Here is a 17,286-nt window from a genome sequence, read left to right on the forward strand (position 1 = left end):
ACCGCCCGGGCGGTTTAGCGATACGCTCAAAAACGTTAGAAAAACCTTATCTGATTTTATTCAGGTGAGGTTTTTTTTTGCCCATCCACACCCCCCACCATGACCTACGAAAGCTCCCGCAAAATACTGAGCTGGGCGGAAGAAGACCGCCCCCGCGAAAAACTGATGCTCAAAGGCCGGGCCGCGCTCTCCGACGCCGAACTCATCGCCATCCTCATCGGTTCCGGTACCCGCGACTTGTCCGCCGTCGATGTAGCGAAGGTAATTCTGCAAAGTGTGGGCCATAATCTCAACGATCTGGCCCGGCTGAGTGTCAAAGACTTGTCGAAGTTCAAAGGCATTGGCGAAGCCAAAGCCATCAGTATTGTTGCCGCACTCGAACTGGGCCGACGGCGGAAGGAACAGGACCGTCCGCTTCGGTTGCGCATCACTAGTTCCCGGGATGCCTATGAAGAGATAAAACCGCATCTGCTGGACAAGCAACACGAAGAGTTCTGGATTCTATTGCTGAATCGCGCCAATGAAGTGATCCGGCCGGTACAGATCAGCTCCGGCGGGGTTTCCGGCACGGTGGCTGACCCAAAGCTAATTTTCAAGCACGCACTCGAGCAACTGGCCAGCGCCCTGATTCTGGTTCACAATCACCCCTCCGGCAATTTGGCAGCCTCTCAGGCGGATCGGGATCTAACCAAAAAACTGAAAGAAGCCGGGCGATTACTCGACATTCCCATTCTCGATCATCTGATTTTTACGGATCAATCGTATCTGAGCTTTGCAGACCAGGGAATTTTATAAGGCCGCAATGGTAAAAGATAGCCAAAAAAAGACCGGTACGATTCATGAAATCATACCGGTCACCGTCTAACTACTCGATCCTATCAGGTTATTTTTTCAGATTTACCGTAATCACGGCCTCTGTGGGGGTGCCGTCCGGTTTGGTTCCCGGAAAAGGCTGAACGTCCGACAACGTCACTTCATAGCTTTCGGCCCCCAACTGAACCGTCATCACATCGCGGTTTTTCAATTGGGTACCGCACTGCCCGATGCACATTTCGCCGGTTTGTGACTGCGTTTCGTTTTTCAGCGTAAACTTCACCTGCGCGTTCCCGAACCATACGCAATTGGCATTATATGGGCAACGGCTGTCGGAAATGCTGTCGACATTCAGGGTAACATCCTGTTTTACCCGGGCCAACTGGTTCACTTTCACCGTTACCGCCTGAGCGTCTTCGGTAGGCGTTGGAGCTACTTTATTCTCTTTCTCGCAACCGACTGCCAGCAAACCGACCAGCAGGAATCCATACAAACTTTTAAATGGTGTCATTTGTTGTTATCGTTTGTCTGAATGACCCCATTCCAGAAACGACAGTTGGAACCGTTTTTATTTTTTTACGTCTTTTTTTACCTACGCCAATTTTTGGAAAAACCGTGAATCCGTCGTTGTGGCCAATAAAAAAAGGGCCTACACAGGCCCTTTTTAACAATGAAATATGAAGGATGCTGCCAGCCGGTCCCGAGACGGGTCGAGCCTGCAACAAACGGTTGCGAACTGAATCTTAGTACTTCCGTTCTTTGTTTTCCAGCCAGCGACCCGCAATGAATGCCGCAGTTAATAAAACAATATAAAAAACGATGGTTACGATAGTCATGAACATAGTAGTACCGGTTTATGAATTGTTGACGCAAAAATAATAAAAACTGAACGGGAAGCGCACAGGCAAAGCGATTAATCCATCACTTTATTACAAATAATCGTTCCTGCCCGGTTACAGTACCCCTTTGGTGCTTGGTAACGTATCCAGTTCTTTCAGATCGCGTTTGACGGCCATCTTGATCGATTTGGCAAAGGCTTTAAAGATCGATTCGATTTTATGATGTTCATTCTCCCCTTCCACTTTGATGTTCAGATTGCACAGGGCTGCGTCGGAAAACGACTTGAAGAAATGAAAGAACATCTCCGTTGGCATTTCGCCAATTTTCTCCCGTCTAAAGTCGGCCTCCCACACCAGCCACGGACGTCCCGAGAAATCGATTCCCACCTGGGCCAGGGCTTCATCCATCGGTAGCAAAAAACCGTATCGGCTGATGCCCCGTTTGTCGCCCAGCGCCTTGCGATACGCTTCGCCCAGAGCCAGGGCGGTGTCTTCAATCGTGTGGTGTTCGTCAATGTGCAGATCGCCTTTCACCCGAATCACCAGATCGGAACCGGAGTGACGCGCCACCTGGTCGAGCATGTGATCGAAGAATCCAATACCGGTTTCGATGGTAGCCCGGCCGCGCCCGTCCAGATTCAGTTCAACGTGGATTTGAGTTTCGTTCGTATTGCGGTCCACAACGGCCGTCCGGGTCGGCAATTTCAGCAGCTCATAAATCAGATCCCAGTTGTCGGTCGACAGCGCTAAAGCCTTCTGCATGTCGTCGGTCATGCCTTCCGTAGGGTCCTGCGGAGCAATCAGAATGGCTTTGGCACCCAGATTGACCGCCATTTGAATATCCGTCAGCCGGTCGCCGATCACGTAGCTTTCCGGCAAATTATACGCATCCGTCATGTATTCCGTCAACATTCCGATTCCGGGTTTGCGGGTCGATGCGCCTTCATGAGGATATGTTTTGTCAATATGAACGGCTTTGAAATGGATGTTTTCCCCTTCCAGGGTTTTCATCATTTTGTTGTGGGCAGGCCAGAACGTATCTTCCGGAAAAACCGCCGTTCCCAAACCGTCCTGGTTGGTAACCATCACCAGGTCGAAATCGGTTTCTTCGGCAATTTTGCGCAGATTGGAAAGCACTTTCGGAATGTATTCCAGTTTTTCCAGCGAATCTACCTGCTGGTCGGGCTGAGGTTCGAAGATGATGGTACCATCCCGATCGATGAACAAAACTTTCTTCATAAGGCTTTTTAGTGGAATGCAAAGGTAGCGAATGCATCAACTGGAACGGCATTTCTGTATTTTTTTACTACTATTGTACCCTAATAGACTCCCCTATCGTTTTTTTTATAAAGTAAATATCGAAAAGTAAATACGTAAGTAGCACACTTACAGAGTAGTACCGAAATAGTATGTACGATACTTGCAAGCCAAGTCCTGCCTTTTTATCCAGATCCTAGTTTTATATCGTTTATTTTTTCCATTCCGTAAAAAAATGCACCCAGAAAAATCCACTAAACTAACCCGTATTGCAGTAATTTATGATGGCAACTATTTTCTTCACGTAAGCAATTATTACAATTACTCCCACGAAAGACGGAGCCGCATCAGCATATCGGGATTACATGAATTTATACGGGCGCAGGTGGCCCAGGAAGAGGAAACCGATTTTCGCCTGTGCCAAATCGTCGATGCGCATTATTTCCGGGGGCGTCTGAACGCTCATGAAGCCAGCCAACGCGGAAATCAACTCTTCTATGATCGGTTATTCGATGACATTTTGATGTCCGAAGGGGTGGTTACGCACTATCTGCCGGTTAAAACCTTTCAGGGCTCGCGGCAGGAAAAAGGCATCGACGTTTGGCTTGCCCTCGAAACATTTGAACTGACGATTTCCAAAAAATTCGACGTGGTGGTGCTCATCACCGCCGACGGTGACTATGTACCGCTGATCCGGAAGCTCAACACACTCGGAACGCGCCTGATGGTGCTGAGCTGGGATTTTGAGTATTACAACGATGAAGGCGAGAAAATGGTGACCCGCACCTCTCAGGATTTGCTGGCCGAGGTTTCGTATCCCGTCGCCATGCACGAAATGATCGATACGCGGCTTCGGAAAAACGATCCGCTGATTCAGAACCTGTTTGTCAAACAATCGGCGCGGGTCTTGATCGGGAACGGTGCCCCCGTACCGGCAGGCAATGGTTTTGATAGTTATTCCGACAGCGTGGACGATGATTCCGACCCCTCCGAATTTAAAATCAGCACCATTCGCAGCCTCAAAAACGGATACGGTTTTATCAATTATCCGCCCAACAACCTGTTTTTTCACTACACGAGTTTGAATGACATCGATTTTAACGAATTGCAGGTCGACGATGAGGTAAAATTCCGCATCGGGAAAAATGCCGAGAGCAAAGACATTGCCATCGATGTGCATTTGGAAAGTAACTAATGCCACCCACTGCCGGAACCATTCGTCAGGACCGTACCGTACCGCTTGAGTCAACGGGCCAAAAGCCCGTTGACTTCTGGCCCAAAATAGCGCTGGCCTGGGCCCTGAGCCAATATGATCATGTTGTGCTGTTGAACAACAATCAGGCATCGCTTTCGAATGTAGACCTTCCCTACCAGGGTTTTCCGAATCGGTTGGCCGCCGGGGTGTATCGACCGGTTGAGTTCTCCCCCGACACCGATCCATTCCACACCCTGTTCCGGCACCACCGGCAACATCCGGATTTTTTGATTGGTTATTTTGGCTATGATCTAAAAAACCGGATCGAGCCACTCGTCAGTCGGCATGAAAACACGCTCTGCTTTCCGGAAATCTATTTTTTCCAGCCCCTCCACCTCATCGATTTTGACGACGATCAACTGACCGTTCGCTCGTGGGAAAACCCGGATGCGGTGATCGACGCGATTTTGGCCGATTCGACAAAAACGTCGCCCAACACGCCGAAAAACAAATGGAGTAATCCGGTAAAAAGCCGGGTTTCGCCGGACGAATACCGTCAAACCGTTCGCCAGATTCAACAGGATATTCTCGACGGCACGGTTTACGAATTGAATTACTGCATCGAGTTTTTCCTTGAAAACACCGAAATTGATCCGCTGACGGTGTATTCCGACTTGACGAAACGCTCGCCGATGCCTTTTTCGCATTTCCAGCGAATCCGAAATCAGTACGTCATTGGCGCATCGCCCGAGCGCTTTTTGAAGAAAGAAGGCAACCGGCTCATTTCCCAACCCATCAAAGGTACCATCCGGCGCGGAACGACCCCCGATGAAGATGCGCAACTCCGGCAGCAACTCCGCAGCAGTGAAAAAGAGCAGGCCGAAAACCTGATGATTGTCGATCTGGTTCGCAACGACCTCGCCCGCAGTGCCGAAACCGGCAGCGTTCGGGTGGACGAGTTATTCGGAATCTACCCGTTTCAACAGTTGTTTCAGATGATTTCGACAGTCTCGGCCACCATCCTAAACGACTTGCCTTTCACTGAAGCCATCCGCAACGCCTTTCCGATGGGCAGCATGACGGGCGCGCCCAAAGTTCGGGCCATGGAACTGATCGATCAATATGAAGCGAGTCGGCGGGGGTTGTATTCAGGAGCTGCCGGTTTCATTACACCAGACGGCGACTTTGACTTTAACGTCATGATTCGGAGTATTTTCTACAACGCCGAAACCGGCACGGTTTCTTTTTCTGTCGGAAGTGCTATCACCTACGACGCTGACCCTCAACAGGAATATGAAGAGTGTTTGCTGAAAGCTGAAGCGATGAGGGCGGTTTTCCAGGAGTAGTTTCGTAAAATAATACAATTAAGTACGGACCGGGCTTGCGTTTATCAAAAAATCTCCTTACTTTTGCAACAGTTTTCAAGCGGACATCCGTCCGATCTCTGTAAAAGATACTCTTCATGGGATTTTTTCTATTACCACAGAGCTGCACGGATGTCAACCGGTTAGGGGTTTAACATTCGTTGGGCGCATCTGTTGGGGCAATTGCATTGGTGAATCAAGTTTCACTTTGGGCTAAGCTGGGCATTTTCGGGGGTTCCTTCACGTTTGTATCTCAAATTTTCACGTATCGTACGCCGATTTTTCGCAATCGGATCTGCATGGCCGTGCAGCACGAGCACTTCTGCCGATAAACGCTTGTATTAGTTTCATTTTTTAAAACTCTTACAAGTTATGACTCCTGAAATCATTGAACAGGAAATTATTGTTACGCCGGGAATTCCACAGCGGACATTCGCCGATCTGAACCTTTCAGATGAAATTTTACAAGCGGTTACTGAAATGGGATTCGTACACCCCTCTCCCATTCAGGCCGAAGCCATCCCTCCCATTCTGGCCGGTCGCGACGTAATTGGTCAGGCCCAGACGGGAACTGGAAAAACCGCAGCCTTTGGTATTCCAGCCATCAACATGATTGATGTGGCCGAACGCCATCCACAGGTGCTGATTCTGTGTCCAACCCGCGAACTGGCTGTCCAGGTCTCGGAAGAGATCCGGAAATTATCGAAATTTAAAAGAGGAATCCGCATCGAAGCCATCTACGGTGGTGATTCGATCGATCGCCAGATCAAGTCGCTGAAAACCGGTGTTCATATCGTAATCGGTACGCCGGGTCGCGTCATGGATCACATGGAGCGCCGGACACTGAAACTGGACAACGTCCGGATGATGATTCTGGATGAAGCGGACGAAATGCTCGATATGGGTTTCCGTGACGACATCGAAAGCATTCTGGAAGACATGCCGGAAGAACGTCAGACGATTTTGTTCTCGGCCACGATGTCGAAACCGATCATGACGATCACCCAACGTTTCCAGAAAGATCCCGTTCTGGTGAAAGTGGTTCGGAACGAACTGACCGCTCAGAACATCGAGCAGGTTTTCTTCGAAGTGAAACCAAAAGCCAAAGTAGAAGTAATGTGCCGTCTGATCGACATGCACAACCTGAACCTGCTGCTGGTTTTCTGTAACCAGAAGAAACGCGTCGACGAAATCGTTGAAGACCTGCAAGTTCGCGGTTATCAGGCTGAAGGCTTGCACGGCGATCTGCGTCAGGCGCAACGGAACAACGTGATGTCGAAATTCCGGTCGGGTGTTACCAACATTCTGGTCGCCACCGACGTAGCCGCCCGTGGTATCGACGTTGACAACGTGGACGCCGTTATTAACTACGACATTCCCCTCGACGAAGAATATTACGTACACCGGATTGGCCGGACCGGCCGTGCCGGAAAGTCGGGTAAAGCCTTCTCACTGGTGGGGAAAGACGAAAAATACCGGCTGCGCGAAATCCAGAACTATACCAAAGTTCGGATCGAAAAAGGGGTTATTCCGTCCTTTGAAGACATTGTTGGACTGCGCAAGGCCCGTTTTATCGAACAGGTAAAACAAAGCATCGAAACCAGCACCGATCTGAATCTGTATGATGATCTGCTGACGGCCCTGCACCACTCTGGTTTTACCACCGAACAAATCGTTTCGGCCCTGGTGAAACGTGGAATGGGGATCGAGAAAAATGAATTTTCAGACCAGAATCTGGGCCATGACGATGACCGTCGGGAACGGAAAGAAGGCGGATCACGCTTTGGTGATCGCGGTGGCCGGGGCGAAAGCACCGGACGCTTCGGTGATCGGAGTCGCGGAGAAAGCGGTTCACGTTTTGGTGATCGTGGTGGCCGCAGCGAAGGACCCAGCCGGTTCAGTGAACGCGGCACCCGCGGTGAAAGCCGTTTCGGTGACCGGGAACGTACCCCCCGTTTTGGTGCTCGTGAAGAAGGCCGCAAATTCGAGCGCGATGATAACCGCGCTCCCCGCGAGCAGGAAGCGAACATGACCCGGCTGTTTGTCAGCGTTGGTCGTCGCGATTTCATCCGTCCGGGCGACATCGTTGGTGCCATTGCCGGCGAAGCCAACATTCCAGGCAGCAGCATTGGTCACATCGACATTTTCGACAAACATACCTACGTTGACGTTCCCCGCGATGTTGCCAATCGGGTGGTGGATGTTATGGAAGGAAATACGATCAAAGGCAAACGCGTTCAGATTGAAGTCGCACGCTAAACTGTCTGATTAAGACCACAAAAAAAGCCGCTCTGGATTCAGAGCGGCTTTTTTTGTGGTCGAGAAAAGAAGGTAGAATAGAGAAAAAATATGAAGAGTAGTAATCTTTCTTCTCTATTCTTCCCTCTTTATTCTCAACTAAACTAATCTTCCAGATAATACCCGAAAATAATCCCCATTTCATCTTCGCTCGTCAGCCCGAAGCTGACGTCCTTCGCCGTGGTATTATTGTAGGTAATTTCAGAAACAAGCCCTTCTCCCTTGGCCAATAAAATGGGAGTCGTAAAGGTTTTAATTTCTGGGTGTTCCCAGTTTGTGGACGTATAAATTACTTCGCCATCCCGCGCTCCTCCCTTGATCTTAATCACAAATTTTTCCGCCAGTTTGTGCGTGTGTGAAGTCAAAACCAGCACTTTGACTGGTTTGGTCATCAAAAAGGTTTTGGAAAGTGTAACGCGTTTATTCGCCGGAATGGACAAATCATTATTGGTGAAATCCATCGTCTTCACCACATTTTTCACCTTGGCTTTATCGGTTGTGTATAGGTTCACAAATACCTCGCCGGTGATGGTAGCAGTGGATTTATTGACGTAATGCGAATTAAAATCCATCGTCGTATTGGCCGGTATTAACAAAGCCGTCCCTTCCGGAAAAGCGTAGTCGATATACGGTGCCTGAATACCGATAAAATAGACATGGTTTTGCATCGAGAGTGCCGTCAGGAGATTGTATGAATTATCCGGATTTCGAAGATCCCGAATCTGGTTCAGGACCGGAAGATTCTGGTTATTCCGGAAATTATACATCACAAAGTGGTGGCTGTTGTTCCGCATCTTCACCTCAAATCGGTTAACATACACATCCTGGGTATTGCCAATTGACTTCCGGATAAACAACTCCCGCTCAAAATTCGGTATGATGGTAAACGGATCCAGTTTGAGCTGAAATCCCTCCGTGGCCGCAGGCACCTTCAAGCCATCGAAACTTTCCGTAACCGGCGTACTGGGCGTCTTGTCATCCAGCAAAGTGGAATCGACGACGCTTCCTTCCCGGGGTGCCCCGGCCTCGATCCAGCGACGCACAAACTCGATCTGCCCCACCGTCAGCAATTCCTTGCCTAGCGGCATCGGATTTCCGTAATTGGCCCCGCTGTGGTGACTTGCAGCCGCATTGATTTTATGGTAGAGCAGACTCTCCAGGGCAGCGAACGGTTTTACGCGCAGTAATCCGTTGGCTTTGGCCGTTGCATTGGTCGACGCGACGCCAACCAGATTTTTGTAGGCTACGCTGGCCGCCAGCACCAGTTTATGCTGCGCAAATGTCGGGTCGGTTTCTGAGGAATGACAGCCGGAAACCGCACAGGTAGGCGTCAGAATCCGCCGTTGCAGTTGGTCAAAACTCGTCACCACCGGTGCCGGATCGTCAGCAGGATTGTCACCGGATTTTTCGCAGGAAGCAATCAGCAGACTGAGGCCAACTGCGCCGAGCAAACTCAGTTTGAAGGGATGGAAACGGTGTTGCATACAGAGTTAAAACTTCAGAACAAAATCCTGTTTGGGCTGCTGGCTTCGGAAAAAGACCAACCCGACGTAAAAAAGATCGATGGAAATGGTCACTGACGGATGCGCCTTAATCGTCTCCCAGGCCTGTTCCATTTCTTCCGACCAGTGAATATCGTCAAAAATAAAACAGGAATCGTTATGTGCTTTCGCAAGACAGGTTTCAAAATACCGAACGGTCGGTTCAAACCGGTGGTTGGCGTCGAAAAAGGCGAAGTCGATGGTAGAAACCGTCTTCAATCGTTCCGGCAAGGTCGTGTCAATGTTACCGGTTATGATTTCGATAGTCGGCTGGTTTAATTGCTGAAAGTTGCGTCGCGCCACGGCAGCGGTTTGCGGACACCCTTCGAACGTCAGGATTTGCGCCCCGGGAGCGGCCACAGCCTCATACAGCGTTGTGATGCCGAGTGAGGTACCCAGATCGACAATTGTCTGCGAATGGAACCGTTGAATCAGCCGGTACATGAGTCGCCCGAAACGCGCCGGTTTCTGCGAATTTTTAGCAATGTCCCGAATGGCCCGTTCGCGCGACGCATTGATGCGGGAACCCGCCCCAAAATCCGTGATCTGAATTTTAGCGGTATCCTTCAACAACTGCTGTTGCAACGCCCGGATGGGTGCAAATTGCGGCTCATCAGGGTTGTCGCGACGAATAAGACTGGAATATAGATCAAATACAAACGGCGAATGCAGGGAATGGGCATCGCCGGCCTTCAGGAGAAACTTCAGATAAGCACGAATCAAGAACAAAAACCGCTACCACGGATTTAAAAACAGACGATAATTAATTCAACCGATACGGAACCACCATCGTAAACTCGGGAATATTGACCCGAAACTGCTTTCCGTCAATAATCCGTTCCATCAGATAGGTTCCTCCCATTTTGCCAAGACTCGACCGCAGATTGCAACCCGATACATACTCGTGCGTCTCGCCCGGCTCCAGAATGGGCTGCTGGCCAACCACGCCCTCGCCTTCTACCTCCCGCGCCATGCCGTGGGCGTCGTAAATAATCCAGTGACGTCGCAATAATTGCACGGTCGATGGACCTTCGTTTTCGATGGTAATTCGGTACGTAAAGACATAATGCGCCTGTGACGGACTGGAATATTCCGGTTGGTATTCGGTCATCACACTGACCTTGACGCCGTCGGTAACTGCCGATATCATTTTAGTTACGTGTTGGTAAATACCCTTAAAACGAAAATTAAATTTAAGAGTTTATAATTCCAATTACCGCATCGATTATTTTCGGTTTCGCCTACTTTTGTCAGCCTAACGAAAAAAAACGTTTCGAGCGTATCCATCTTTAACCGGATCGAATTGACCCGAATCTCAAACACCATTTATATGAAGGTTGTCATTGAACCCTCCTGGCAGCAGCGGCTGCAAGCTGAATTTGAAAAACCGTATTTCCCTCAGTTGGCCGAATTCGTCCGCCTGGAATACACGACTCACCGTTGCTATCCGCCGGGCAAACTGATTTTCAATGCTTTTGATAAATGTCCGTTCGATCAGACCAAGGTCGTTATTTTAGGGCAGGACCCCTATCACGGCGAAGGACAGGCTAACGGGTTGTCGTTTTCGGTCAACGACGGCATCACCAAACCACCCTCTCTGGTCAATATTTTTAAAGAAATCAAAGACGATCTGGGTACGGAGATTCCGAAATCCGGCAATCTGGAACGTTGGGCGGTTCAGGGCGTTTTGCTGCTCAACGCTACCCTGACGGTGCGGGCCAATCAGGCCGGTTCTCATCAGAACAAAGGCTGGGAAACGTTTACCGATGCCGCCATTCAGCACCTTTCCGACGAAAAAGAAAACCTGGTTTTTATGCTTTGGGGTGCCTATGCCCAGAAGAAAGGGGCCATTATCGACGCCAACAAACACCTGGTTCTGAAAGCCAAACATCCTTCGCCGATGGCAGCCAATTATGGCGGCTGGTTTGGTACCCGGCATTTTAGCCAGGCGAATGACTACTTAAAAAGCAAAGGAATCGAGGAAATTGAGTGGTAATCGACTGTTTAAGTTGAAGGAATACTAAATGTAAAATGATGAATGTTAAATGTAAAAGTAGTTTCCAATCCAGCACTTTTACATTTAACATTCATCATTTTACATTTATTATTCCTTGGTACCGCTTTAGTTAGTCAATAATTCGGAACAGGCGGTTCCAGCGGATTTTATTCAAAACGCTTTCCGGATTGGGGTCGATCGACATCCAGATGAAAACCGCTTTACCCACAATGTGATCGGCCGGCACAAAGCCCCAATACCGCGAGTCGGCGGAGTTGTGGCGGTTATCGCCCATCATAAAGTAGTAATCCTGCTTGAACGTGTATGACGTGATGGCTTTCCCATCAATTTTTATGGAATTTTCGGCTAACTCAACCTTCTCGTTGCCCTCGTATTTTTGAATCACCGGGCCGTACAAGGCAATGTTTTTTTCGTCCAGTTGGATCGTCGCGCCTTCTTTCGGGATCGTAATCGGACCGTAATTATCGACATTCCAGGGAAACAGGGACGACTGCGGATACACCGGCTGGAAAGGATTGGCCGACCCTTTCGGCGAACTCAGGGCTTCGATGCCCTGAACAAAATCCTGTTGCTTCAACAGAGCAGCGGTTTCTGGCGTGGTGTGAATCCGGTAGCCGGAGGCATCGTTCGCGGCAATCGTATCATTAAACGTTTCCGTACTTTGCTCAAAATCCGTAATGTCATACCGCTTGAACACTTTGGCGCTGATCACCGAGTTTGTCTTCAGAAAATACTCGGTTTCGGATTTCACCGGATCGGGAAATGCCTGGCCATTGACGAAAACCTTGCGGTCGCGCACTTCCAGCACATCGCCCGCAACGCCGATGCAGCGTTTGATGTAGTTGGTTTTGAGATCGGTCGGATAGTCTTCGGGCGGGTAGTTAAACACCACGACGTCGCCTTGCTTGACGGACGAGAAGCCAGGCAGACGGTATTGGGGCAATTGAATCCAGTCGAGGTACGACGGTATTTCGGTCCCCCAGATTTTCTGGTGCGTCAGCGGCACCTGCAAGGGCGTTTTGGGCGTCCGGGTTCCGTAATGCAATTTACTGACAAACAGAAAATCACCGACCAGCAAGCTCTTTTCCATCGAAGGCGTCGGAATCGTAAACGCTTCCATAAACAGCCAGCGAATCAGCGTAGCTGCAACCACCGCAAAGACAATGGAATCAATCCACTCACGGAACGGCGATTTGTTCTTGACAGTGCGCCGGGTGGCGGTTTCCTGGTTTTTAACGACAGACATGCTTTTGTAAAAAATAATGAATAATAAATACCGAATGTTGAATAATGAACCGACTTGAGTCCGACTATTTCGTTATTCGCTATTCAGTATTCGATGTTCGATATTACTTACTTTATATACTAACCGTTTCTCCCAACAGATCTTCCATTCCAAAAACGCCTTCTTTCCCCACCAGCCATTCCCCGGCGGTGAGGGCGCCGAGGGCAAAGCCCTGGCGGCTGTAGGCGACGTGTTTGATCTCGATGGTATCGACCTCCGAGTCATACCGGACTACGTGGGTTCCCGGAACCGTGCCTTCCCGAAGGGATTCAATGACTACCGCATCCTGTTGACTGTCAGCATCATTGATCCAACGTTTTTTGGTCGGGATCTGTTCAATGATGCCTTCTGCCAGCGTGATGGCCGTTCCGCTCGGGGCATCCTTTTTCTCGGTATGATGCACTTCGGTCATCGAAACGTGGTATGACGGATAGCCCTTCATAAACCGGGCCAGCATTTTGTTGAGCCGGAAAAACAGGTTAACGCCAATGCTGTAGTTCGATGCGTAAAAAAACGCCCCGTGTTGCTGTCGGCATAATTCTTCAATTTCCGTCCGGTGTTCCAACCAGCCGGTTGTGCCGCAAACCACCGGCCAACCGCGTTTCAAACAATCCCGCACGTTATCCAGCGCGGCTTCCGGCGAACTGAATTCAATGGCAACGTCGACGTCGTCCTTCCCTAAAGCATCCAGATCAGAGCGGTTATTCACATCAATCCGACCCGCAATTTCGTGCCCCCGGTTCAGCGCAATCTGCTCGATGGTTTTACCCATTTTGCCGTATCCGAGTAATAAAATCTTCATTCAGCTAATCGTTCTGGCTTCAATTTTTAAACTGAAAAGCAACCCGGATTCCCGGAACCGGCATGATGCCAATAACGGGCATCAGCAACCCAGGCTTTACTTTCATCGTCAGGTCTTCCGAAATATCGAACGTTTTTAAGTGGGCCGTCACATTGGCTTCAATGACATTCACACCCCACAACAGCCCGATTCCCAGGTAGTTATAATCCCGGTACCGTGCAACAGCGCGGGCGGCCCGTTCCAGTTCGGCCACGGTTATTTTCCGTGAGTAGCCAGGCACCTCGGTTTCCTGACCTGTGGAATAATTCGCCTTGATGCCGTAATCCCGATACATTCGGTATTGATCGCTGTAGTATTGGGAAAAATACAGCATGGTCCCAAAACCGGCGTAAATGATCGGTACTTTCCACCAGTGGCCGTTGTGAATCTGGCCGAGCCCCGGCAATATGGCCGAGCGAATGGTGGCGGTTCTTGGTATGATTTTACGGATCTTCGCGTTCTGCTTCGGCGTCAGCGAAATCGTATCAGCCGTGACCAGTGTACGAGCGGAATCGACCAAAACCGGCTGTGGTTGCCCGTTGGGAACCGCACCAACCGGCGTTTGCCCCCGTGCCGCTGTACCCAGCATGATCAGCATACCCACCCAAACGTAGTTTTTCCACTTCATTCGTAACCGTACCGGGGTTCCTGTTTCCATCTTCCAAGTGTTATCAATGCAGATTGTCCGTATACTAACGTAGTACGCACCCGACCCGCCACCGGATTTCAGGAAATTAACTTTTTTTATGCCTTGTAATTCAGCACTTCCAGAATCCGGTTCATTTCGTCCTGGGAAGTAAACGGAATTTTGATCTCGCCCTTGTGCTTGTCATCGGCTTTGATAGACACTTTCGTTCCGAACATGGACGAGAGTTTAAACTGCAACCCCCGAATCTCCTGCTTGTAGGGTGTCGACCGGCGTTCGGGTTCGTTTTCAGGTGCGGTTGAAAGACCGCGTACGGCCTCCTCCACCCGGCGTACCGACCAGTCTTCCTCAATCAGCCGGTTGAAAAGTTTAATCTGGATATCCGGATTATCGACGTTGATAATGGCCCGGGCATGTCCCATTTGAATTTTGGTGTCGCGCAAAGCCGCCTGAATCACCGGCGGTAATTTCAGCAACCGGATGTAGTTGTTCACCGTCGTCCGGTTTTTCCCAACCCGGGCGCCCAGTTCTTCCTGTTTCAGATTACATTCCGTGATGAGCCGTTGGTAGCTCAGGGCAATTTCGATCGAATTCAGGTTTTCACGCTGAATGTTTTCGATCAGTGCCATTTCCAGCATCTGCTGGTCGTTGGCCTGTCGAACATAGGCTGGCACGTGCGTCAGCCCAATCAGGCGGGATGCCTGCAACCGCCGTTCACCGGCAATCAACTGATACTGGTCGCGGCCCAGTTGACGAACCGTGATGGGTTGGATAATTCCCTGGACCCGGATCGACTCCGCCAACTCCATCAAAGCCTCTTCATCGAACCGGGTTCGGGGCTGAAAGGGATTGGTTTCAACGTGGTTGACGCTGATTTCCGTCATCGTTGAGATCGACTCATACGGCGACGGTTTGCTGGGACGATTTACCTGGTCACTGTCATGCAATAAGGCTCCTAACCCACGCCCCAGACCTATCATTTTCTTCGGATTACTTTTTGCGTTCGTATTATCCATGGCTGCTAAATTCGGGTTGGATATTATACGGTCTGATCCTGCGGCAACCGGCCATTTTTAATCAGAATTTCGCGGGCGAGATTCAGATAACTGATGGCTCCTTTGCTGTCGGCATCCTGCGCCAGAACCGGTAATCCGAAGCTGGGTGATTCACTCAGCCGAATGTTGCGCGGGATAATGGTGTTGAACACCATTTGCTGGAAGTGGGCCGTGACTTCGCCAACCACCTGATTGGACAGGCGAACCCGCAAATCATACATGGTGAGCAGAATGCCTTCGATGGCCAGCGACGTGTTGAGCCGCGATTGAATGATCTTGATGGTATTCAGCAATTTACCGAGTCCCTCCAGGGCAAAATATTCGCATTGAACCGGTATAATCACGGAGTCAGCGGCTGTCAGGCTGTTGATAGTAATCAGACCCAGTGAAGGCGAGCAGTCGATGATGACAAAATCATACTCATCTTTTACATCATACAGAGCCTCCTTCATTTTCTCCTCCCGGTTTTTGAGATTGATCATCTCAATTTCGGCCCCTACTAAATCGATGTGCGACGGCAGCAGGTCAAGATTCGGAAAATCAGTTTGGATGATGGCATCCCGGGTGCGAATATCCTCAATCATGCACTCGTAAATGCTGTTCTCAATTTCTTTCGGATTATAACCAAGACCCGACGTGGAATTGGCCTGTGGGTCGGCATCGACAATCAGGGTTCGAAACTCGAGAGCCGCCAGACTGGCGGCCAGATTGATCGTGGTGGTGGTTTTTCCGACGCCCCCCTTTTGGTTGGCAATAGCAATAACTTTACCCATGGGTTTGTTCGTTACAGACCCAAATATCTATAGATGGTTATTCTAAAGCAAGGAACGTTTCACGGATTTTTTGAAAATGTTTCACGGATGAAAAAATGACGAGCCGGCAAACCGGATCAATCCATACGCTAATCGTCTGACTGTCTAGACCCTTACCCGTTCCGGTTTCCGGTCGTATTATTTAATTGTGATCAAGCCCAGACCTGCGTTCCTTCCGTGCAATTCTTACACATTTCAATGCCGGAGCGCGACTGGATGAGCGTCTGCCGGAATTGCCGGTACGGTTCGCTGCTCCACAACTGCGTAAACGTCTGTTCCTTCAGGTCACCCAGCCGGTAATGGGCGTCTTTGTCGAAACAGCAGGGCACCACCAGACCGTCCCAGGTAATGACGCAGGAGTGCCACATTTTCCAGCAATGTCCGTCCAGCGCGTTTTTGATGGCATAGGTACCATCGTTCGTTTTTTCGTACCGGGAATACTTATCGATGGTCGGCATCAGATCGGAGCCATGTTCGAAGTCATAAATCTGGGCGGTTTTCAGACCCACCTCGTCCACCCCCAGTTCTTTTGCCAGTTGGTACACTTCCCCAATCTGGTGTTCATTGGGCTTGACCACCAGAAACTGAAAAATCACGTGGGGTGTCTTCGACTTCAGTTCTTTCTTCCACTTGATGATGTTCTTCGTGCCTTCGATCACCTTGTGCAGCTTCCCGCCCACCCGGTATTGCTGGTACGTTTCCTGGGTAGTACCGTCAATCGAAATAATCAGCCGGTCCAGGCCGGATTCGACGGTTTTTTTGGCGTTGGCATCCGTCAGGTAATGCGCATTGGTTGAAGTTCCGGTATAAATTCCTTTCTGGGATGCGTAGCCCACCAGTTTCAGGAAATCGGGATGCAGGTACGGTTCGCCCTGAAAATAGAACGTCAGATACAAGAGGGTATCGGCAATTTCGTCAATGGTTTGCTTGAAAAGATCAGCCGGTAACATGCCCGTTGGCCGGGTAAACGACCGCAAACCGCTCGGACACTCGGGGCAGCGGAGGTTACACGAGGTGGTGGGTTCAAACGAAATGGCAATCGGCGAACCCCGGTGAACCGCCTTGCCGGTCCACTTCGATTCGTAATAACTCGACAATACTTTCAGCGCGTTCCAGGCACGTTTGGGGGTTACTTTCGAGAAAAAATTTAAGCCGTCGGAAATATTACGATTCATGCGGATTCATCAAGATGTGGAACAAAGGTAGGCCATTGGCCACGATGGTACTACGTTATAGAATATGAAAACAAATTTATTTAGAATTGTTTCAAATAAACTTGACATATCTGCAATCCAATTGTACTTTTACGGAGTCAAATGCATC

The 17,286-nt window shown here is 49.8% G+C and carries 16 protein-coding genes; 5 read left to right on the plus strand and 11 right to left on the minus strand.

Features of this window, described 5'->3' with window-relative positions:
* The first annotated feature begins 99 nt into the window (after positions 1-99).
* Positions 100-795 carry a RadC family protein gene (gene radC, locus F0P93_RS03550; RefSeq protein ID WP_150874963.1) on the plus strand — a complete coding sequence of 232 codons (696 nt, stop codon included), beginning with the start codon at positions 100-102 and terminating at the stop codon, positions 793-795.
* A gap of 88 nt (positions 796-883) precedes the next feature.
* On the opposite strand, the gene F0P93_RS03555 is transcribed toward radC, so the two are convergent.
* Both F0P93_RS03555 and hisB read right to left on the minus strand, forming a co-directional pair.
* Positions 884-1,324 (minus strand): hypothetical protein, encoded by a 441-nt coding sequence (locus F0P93_RS03555; protein ID WP_150874964.1) that lies wholly within the window; start codon positions 1,322-1,324, stop codon positions 884-886.
* 442 nt (positions 1,325-1,766) lie between these two features.
* Complete coding sequence (gene hisB / locus F0P93_RS03560) at positions 1,767-2,891, minus strand: bifunctional histidinol-phosphatase/imidazoleglycerol-phosphate dehydratase HisB (protein ID WP_150874965.1); 1,125 nt, start codon at positions 2,889-2,891, stop codon at positions 1,767-1,769.
* Between the two features lie 253 nt (positions 2,892-3,144).
* On the opposite strand from hisB, the gene F0P93_RS03565 reads away from it, so the two are divergent.
* The 3 genes from F0P93_RS03565 (at position 3,145) to F0P93_RS03575 (ending at position 7,727) form a co-directional block, all read left to right on the plus strand.
* The gene (locus tag F0P93_RS03565) at positions 3,145-4,104 is read left to right on the plus strand and encodes an NYN domain-containing protein (RefSeq protein WP_150874966.1); all 960 of its coding nucleotides are present in this window, start codon (positions 3,145-3,147) and stop codon (positions 4,102-4,104) included.
* The gene (locus tag F0P93_RS03570) at positions 4,104-5,450 is read left to right on the plus strand and encodes an anthranilate synthase component I family protein (protein ID WP_150874967.1); all 1,347 of its coding nucleotides are present in this window, start codon (positions 4,104-4,106) and stop codon (positions 5,448-5,450) included. The genes F0P93_RS03565 and F0P93_RS03570 overlap by 1 nt, the downstream gene beginning before the upstream one ends.
* Positions 5,451-5,840: 390 nt before the next feature.
* Entirely contained in the window at positions 5,841-7,727 is a 1,887-nt protein-coding gene (locus F0P93_RS03575) for a DEAD/DEAH box helicase (protein ID WP_150874968.1), read from the plus strand.
* A gap of 143 nt (positions 7,728-7,870) precedes the next feature.
* Here F0P93_RS03575 and F0P93_RS03580 read toward each other — a convergent pair whose 3' ends face one another.
* The 3 genes from F0P93_RS03580 to apaG are packed head-to-tail and all read right to left on the minus strand — an operon-like array spanning position 7,871 to position 10,457.
* The gene (locus F0P93_RS03580) at positions 7,871-9,250 is read right to left on the minus strand and encodes a monooxygenase (protein WP_150874969.1); all 1,380 of its coding nucleotides are present in this window, start codon (positions 9,248-9,250) and stop codon (positions 7,871-7,873) included.
* Between the two features lie 6 nt (positions 9,251-9,256).
* Positions 9,257-10,036 carry an O-methyltransferase gene (locus F0P93_RS03585; RefSeq protein WP_310587979.1) on the minus strand — a complete coding sequence of 260 codons (780 nt, stop codon included), beginning with the start codon at positions 10,034-10,036 and terminating at the stop codon, positions 9,257-9,259.
* Between the two features lie 34 nt (positions 10,037-10,070).
* Positions 10,071-10,457, minus strand: a complete 387-nt coding sequence (apaG, locus tag F0P93_RS03590; protein ID WP_114409612.1) for a Co2+/Mg2+ efflux facilitator ApaG/CorD — start codon at positions 10,455-10,457, stop codon at positions 10,071-10,073.
* 180 nt (positions 10,458-10,637) lie between these two features.
* Here apaG and ung point away from each other — a divergent pair, with 180 nt between their 5' ends.
* A complete protein-coding gene (gene ung, locus F0P93_RS03595; protein ID WP_150874970.1) occupies positions 10,638-11,303 on the plus strand; it encodes a uracil-DNA glycosylase in 666 nt (221 codons plus the stop codon).
* A 130-nt stretch (positions 11,304-11,433) separates the two neighbouring features.
* On the opposite strand, the gene lepB is transcribed toward ung, so the two are convergent.
* The 6 genes from lepB to F0P93_RS03625 all read right to left on the minus strand — a co-directional run bounded on the left by lepB (position 11,434) and on the right by F0P93_RS03625 (position 17,138).
* Complete coding sequence (gene lepB, locus F0P93_RS03600) at positions 11,434-12,570, minus strand: signal peptidase I (protein WP_150874971.1); 1,137 nt, start codon at positions 12,568-12,570, stop codon at positions 11,434-11,436.
* 112 nt (positions 12,571-12,682) lie between these two features.
* Positions 12,683-13,411: a 4-hydroxy-tetrahydrodipicolinate reductase gene (dapB, locus tag F0P93_RS03605; protein WP_150874972.1), complete on the minus strand. Its 729-nt coding sequence runs from the start codon at positions 13,409-13,411 to the stop codon at positions 12,683-12,685.
* A gap of 19 nt (positions 13,412-13,430) precedes the next feature.
* Complete coding sequence (locus tag F0P93_RS03610) at positions 13,431-14,078, minus strand: DUF5683 domain-containing protein (protein ID WP_150874973.1); 648 nt, start codon at positions 14,076-14,078, stop codon at positions 13,431-13,433.
* Positions 14,079-14,194: 116 nt separating this feature from the next.
* Positions 14,195-15,112 (minus strand): ParB/RepB/Spo0J family partition protein, encoded by a 918-nt coding sequence (locus tag F0P93_RS03615; RefSeq protein WP_138994165.1) that lies wholly within the window; start codon positions 15,110-15,112, stop codon positions 14,195-14,197.
* A 23-nt stretch (positions 15,113-15,135) separates the two neighbouring features.
* Entirely contained in the window at positions 15,136-15,924 is a 789-nt protein-coding gene (locus F0P93_RS03620; RefSeq protein ID WP_114409618.1) for a ParA family protein, read from the minus strand.
* Between the two features lie 191 nt (positions 15,925-16,115).
* On the minus strand, positions 16,116-17,138 hold the full coding sequence (locus tag F0P93_RS03625) for an SPASM domain-containing protein (protein ID WP_138994166.1): 1,023 nt from the start codon (positions 17,136-17,138) through the stop codon (positions 16,116-16,118).
* Positions 17,139-17,286: the final 148 nt, after the last annotated feature.

Origin of the sequence: Larkinella humicola (genome assembly GCF_008727875.1) — a bacterium.
In the GTDB taxonomy this organism is placed as follows: Bacteria; Bacteroidota; Bacteroidia; order Cytophagales; family Spirosomataceae; genus Larkinella; species Larkinella humicola.

What these genes read in the sequence shown, in the direction of transcription:
- F0P93_RS03575 (WP_150874968.1), top strand. Translation starts at nt 5,841, where the DNA reads ATGACTCCTGAAATCATTGAACAGGAAATTATTGTTACGCCGGGAATT.
- apaG (WP_114409612.1), bottom strand. Translation starts at nt 10,457, where the DNA reads ATGATATCGGCAGTTACCGACGGCGTCAAGGTCAGTGTGATGACCGAA.
- radC (WP_150874963.1), top strand. Translation starts at nt 100, where the DNA reads ATGACCTACGAAAGCTCCCGCAAAATACTGAGCTGGGCGGAAGAAGAC.
- hisB (WP_150874965.1), bottom strand. Translation starts at nt 2,891, where the DNA reads ATGAAGAAAGTTTTGTTCATCGATCGGGATGGTACCATCATCTTCGAA.
- F0P93_RS03625 (WP_138994166.1), bottom strand. Translation starts at nt 17,138, where the DNA reads ATGAATCGTAATATTTCCGACGGCTTAAATTTTTTCTCGAAAGTAACC.
- F0P93_RS03620 (WP_114409618.1), bottom strand. Translation starts at nt 15,924, where the DNA reads ATGGGTAAAGTTATTGCTATTGCCAACCAAAAGGGGGGCGTCGGAAAA.
- F0P93_RS03565 (WP_150874966.1), top strand. Translation starts at nt 3,145, where the DNA reads ATGCACCCAGAAAAATCCACTAAACTAACCCGTATTGCAGTAATTTAT.
- F0P93_RS03615 (WP_138994165.1), bottom strand. Translation starts at nt 15,112, where the DNA reads ATGGATAATACGAACGCAAAAAGTAATCCGAAGAAAATGATAGGTCTG.
- dapB (WP_150874972.1), bottom strand. Translation starts at nt 13,411, where the DNA reads ATGAAGATTTTATTACTCGGATACGGCAAAATGGGTAAAACCATCGAG.
- F0P93_RS03570 (WP_150874967.1), top strand. Translation starts at nt 4,104, where the DNA reads ATGCCACCCACTGCCGGAACCATTCGTCAGGACCGTACCGTACCGCTT.
- lepB (WP_150874971.1), bottom strand. Translation starts at nt 12,570, where the DNA reads ATGTCTGTCGTTAAAAACCAGGAAACCGCCACCCGGCGCACTGTCAAG.
- F0P93_RS03610 (WP_150874973.1), bottom strand. Translation starts at nt 14,078, where the DNA reads ATGAAGTGGAAAAACTACGTTTGGGTGGGTATGCTGATCATGCTGGGT.
- ung (WP_150874970.1), top strand. Translation starts at nt 10,638, where the DNA reads ATGAAGGTTGTCATTGAACCCTCCTGGCAGCAGCGGCTGCAAGCTGAA.
- F0P93_RS03555 (WP_150874964.1), bottom strand. Translation starts at nt 1,324, where the DNA reads ATGACACCATTTAAAAGTTTGTATGGATTCCTGCTGGTCGGTTTGCTG.
- F0P93_RS03580 (WP_150874969.1), bottom strand. Translation starts at nt 9,250, where the DNA reads ATGCAACACCGTTTCCATCCCTTCAAACTGAGTTTGCTCGGCGCAGTT.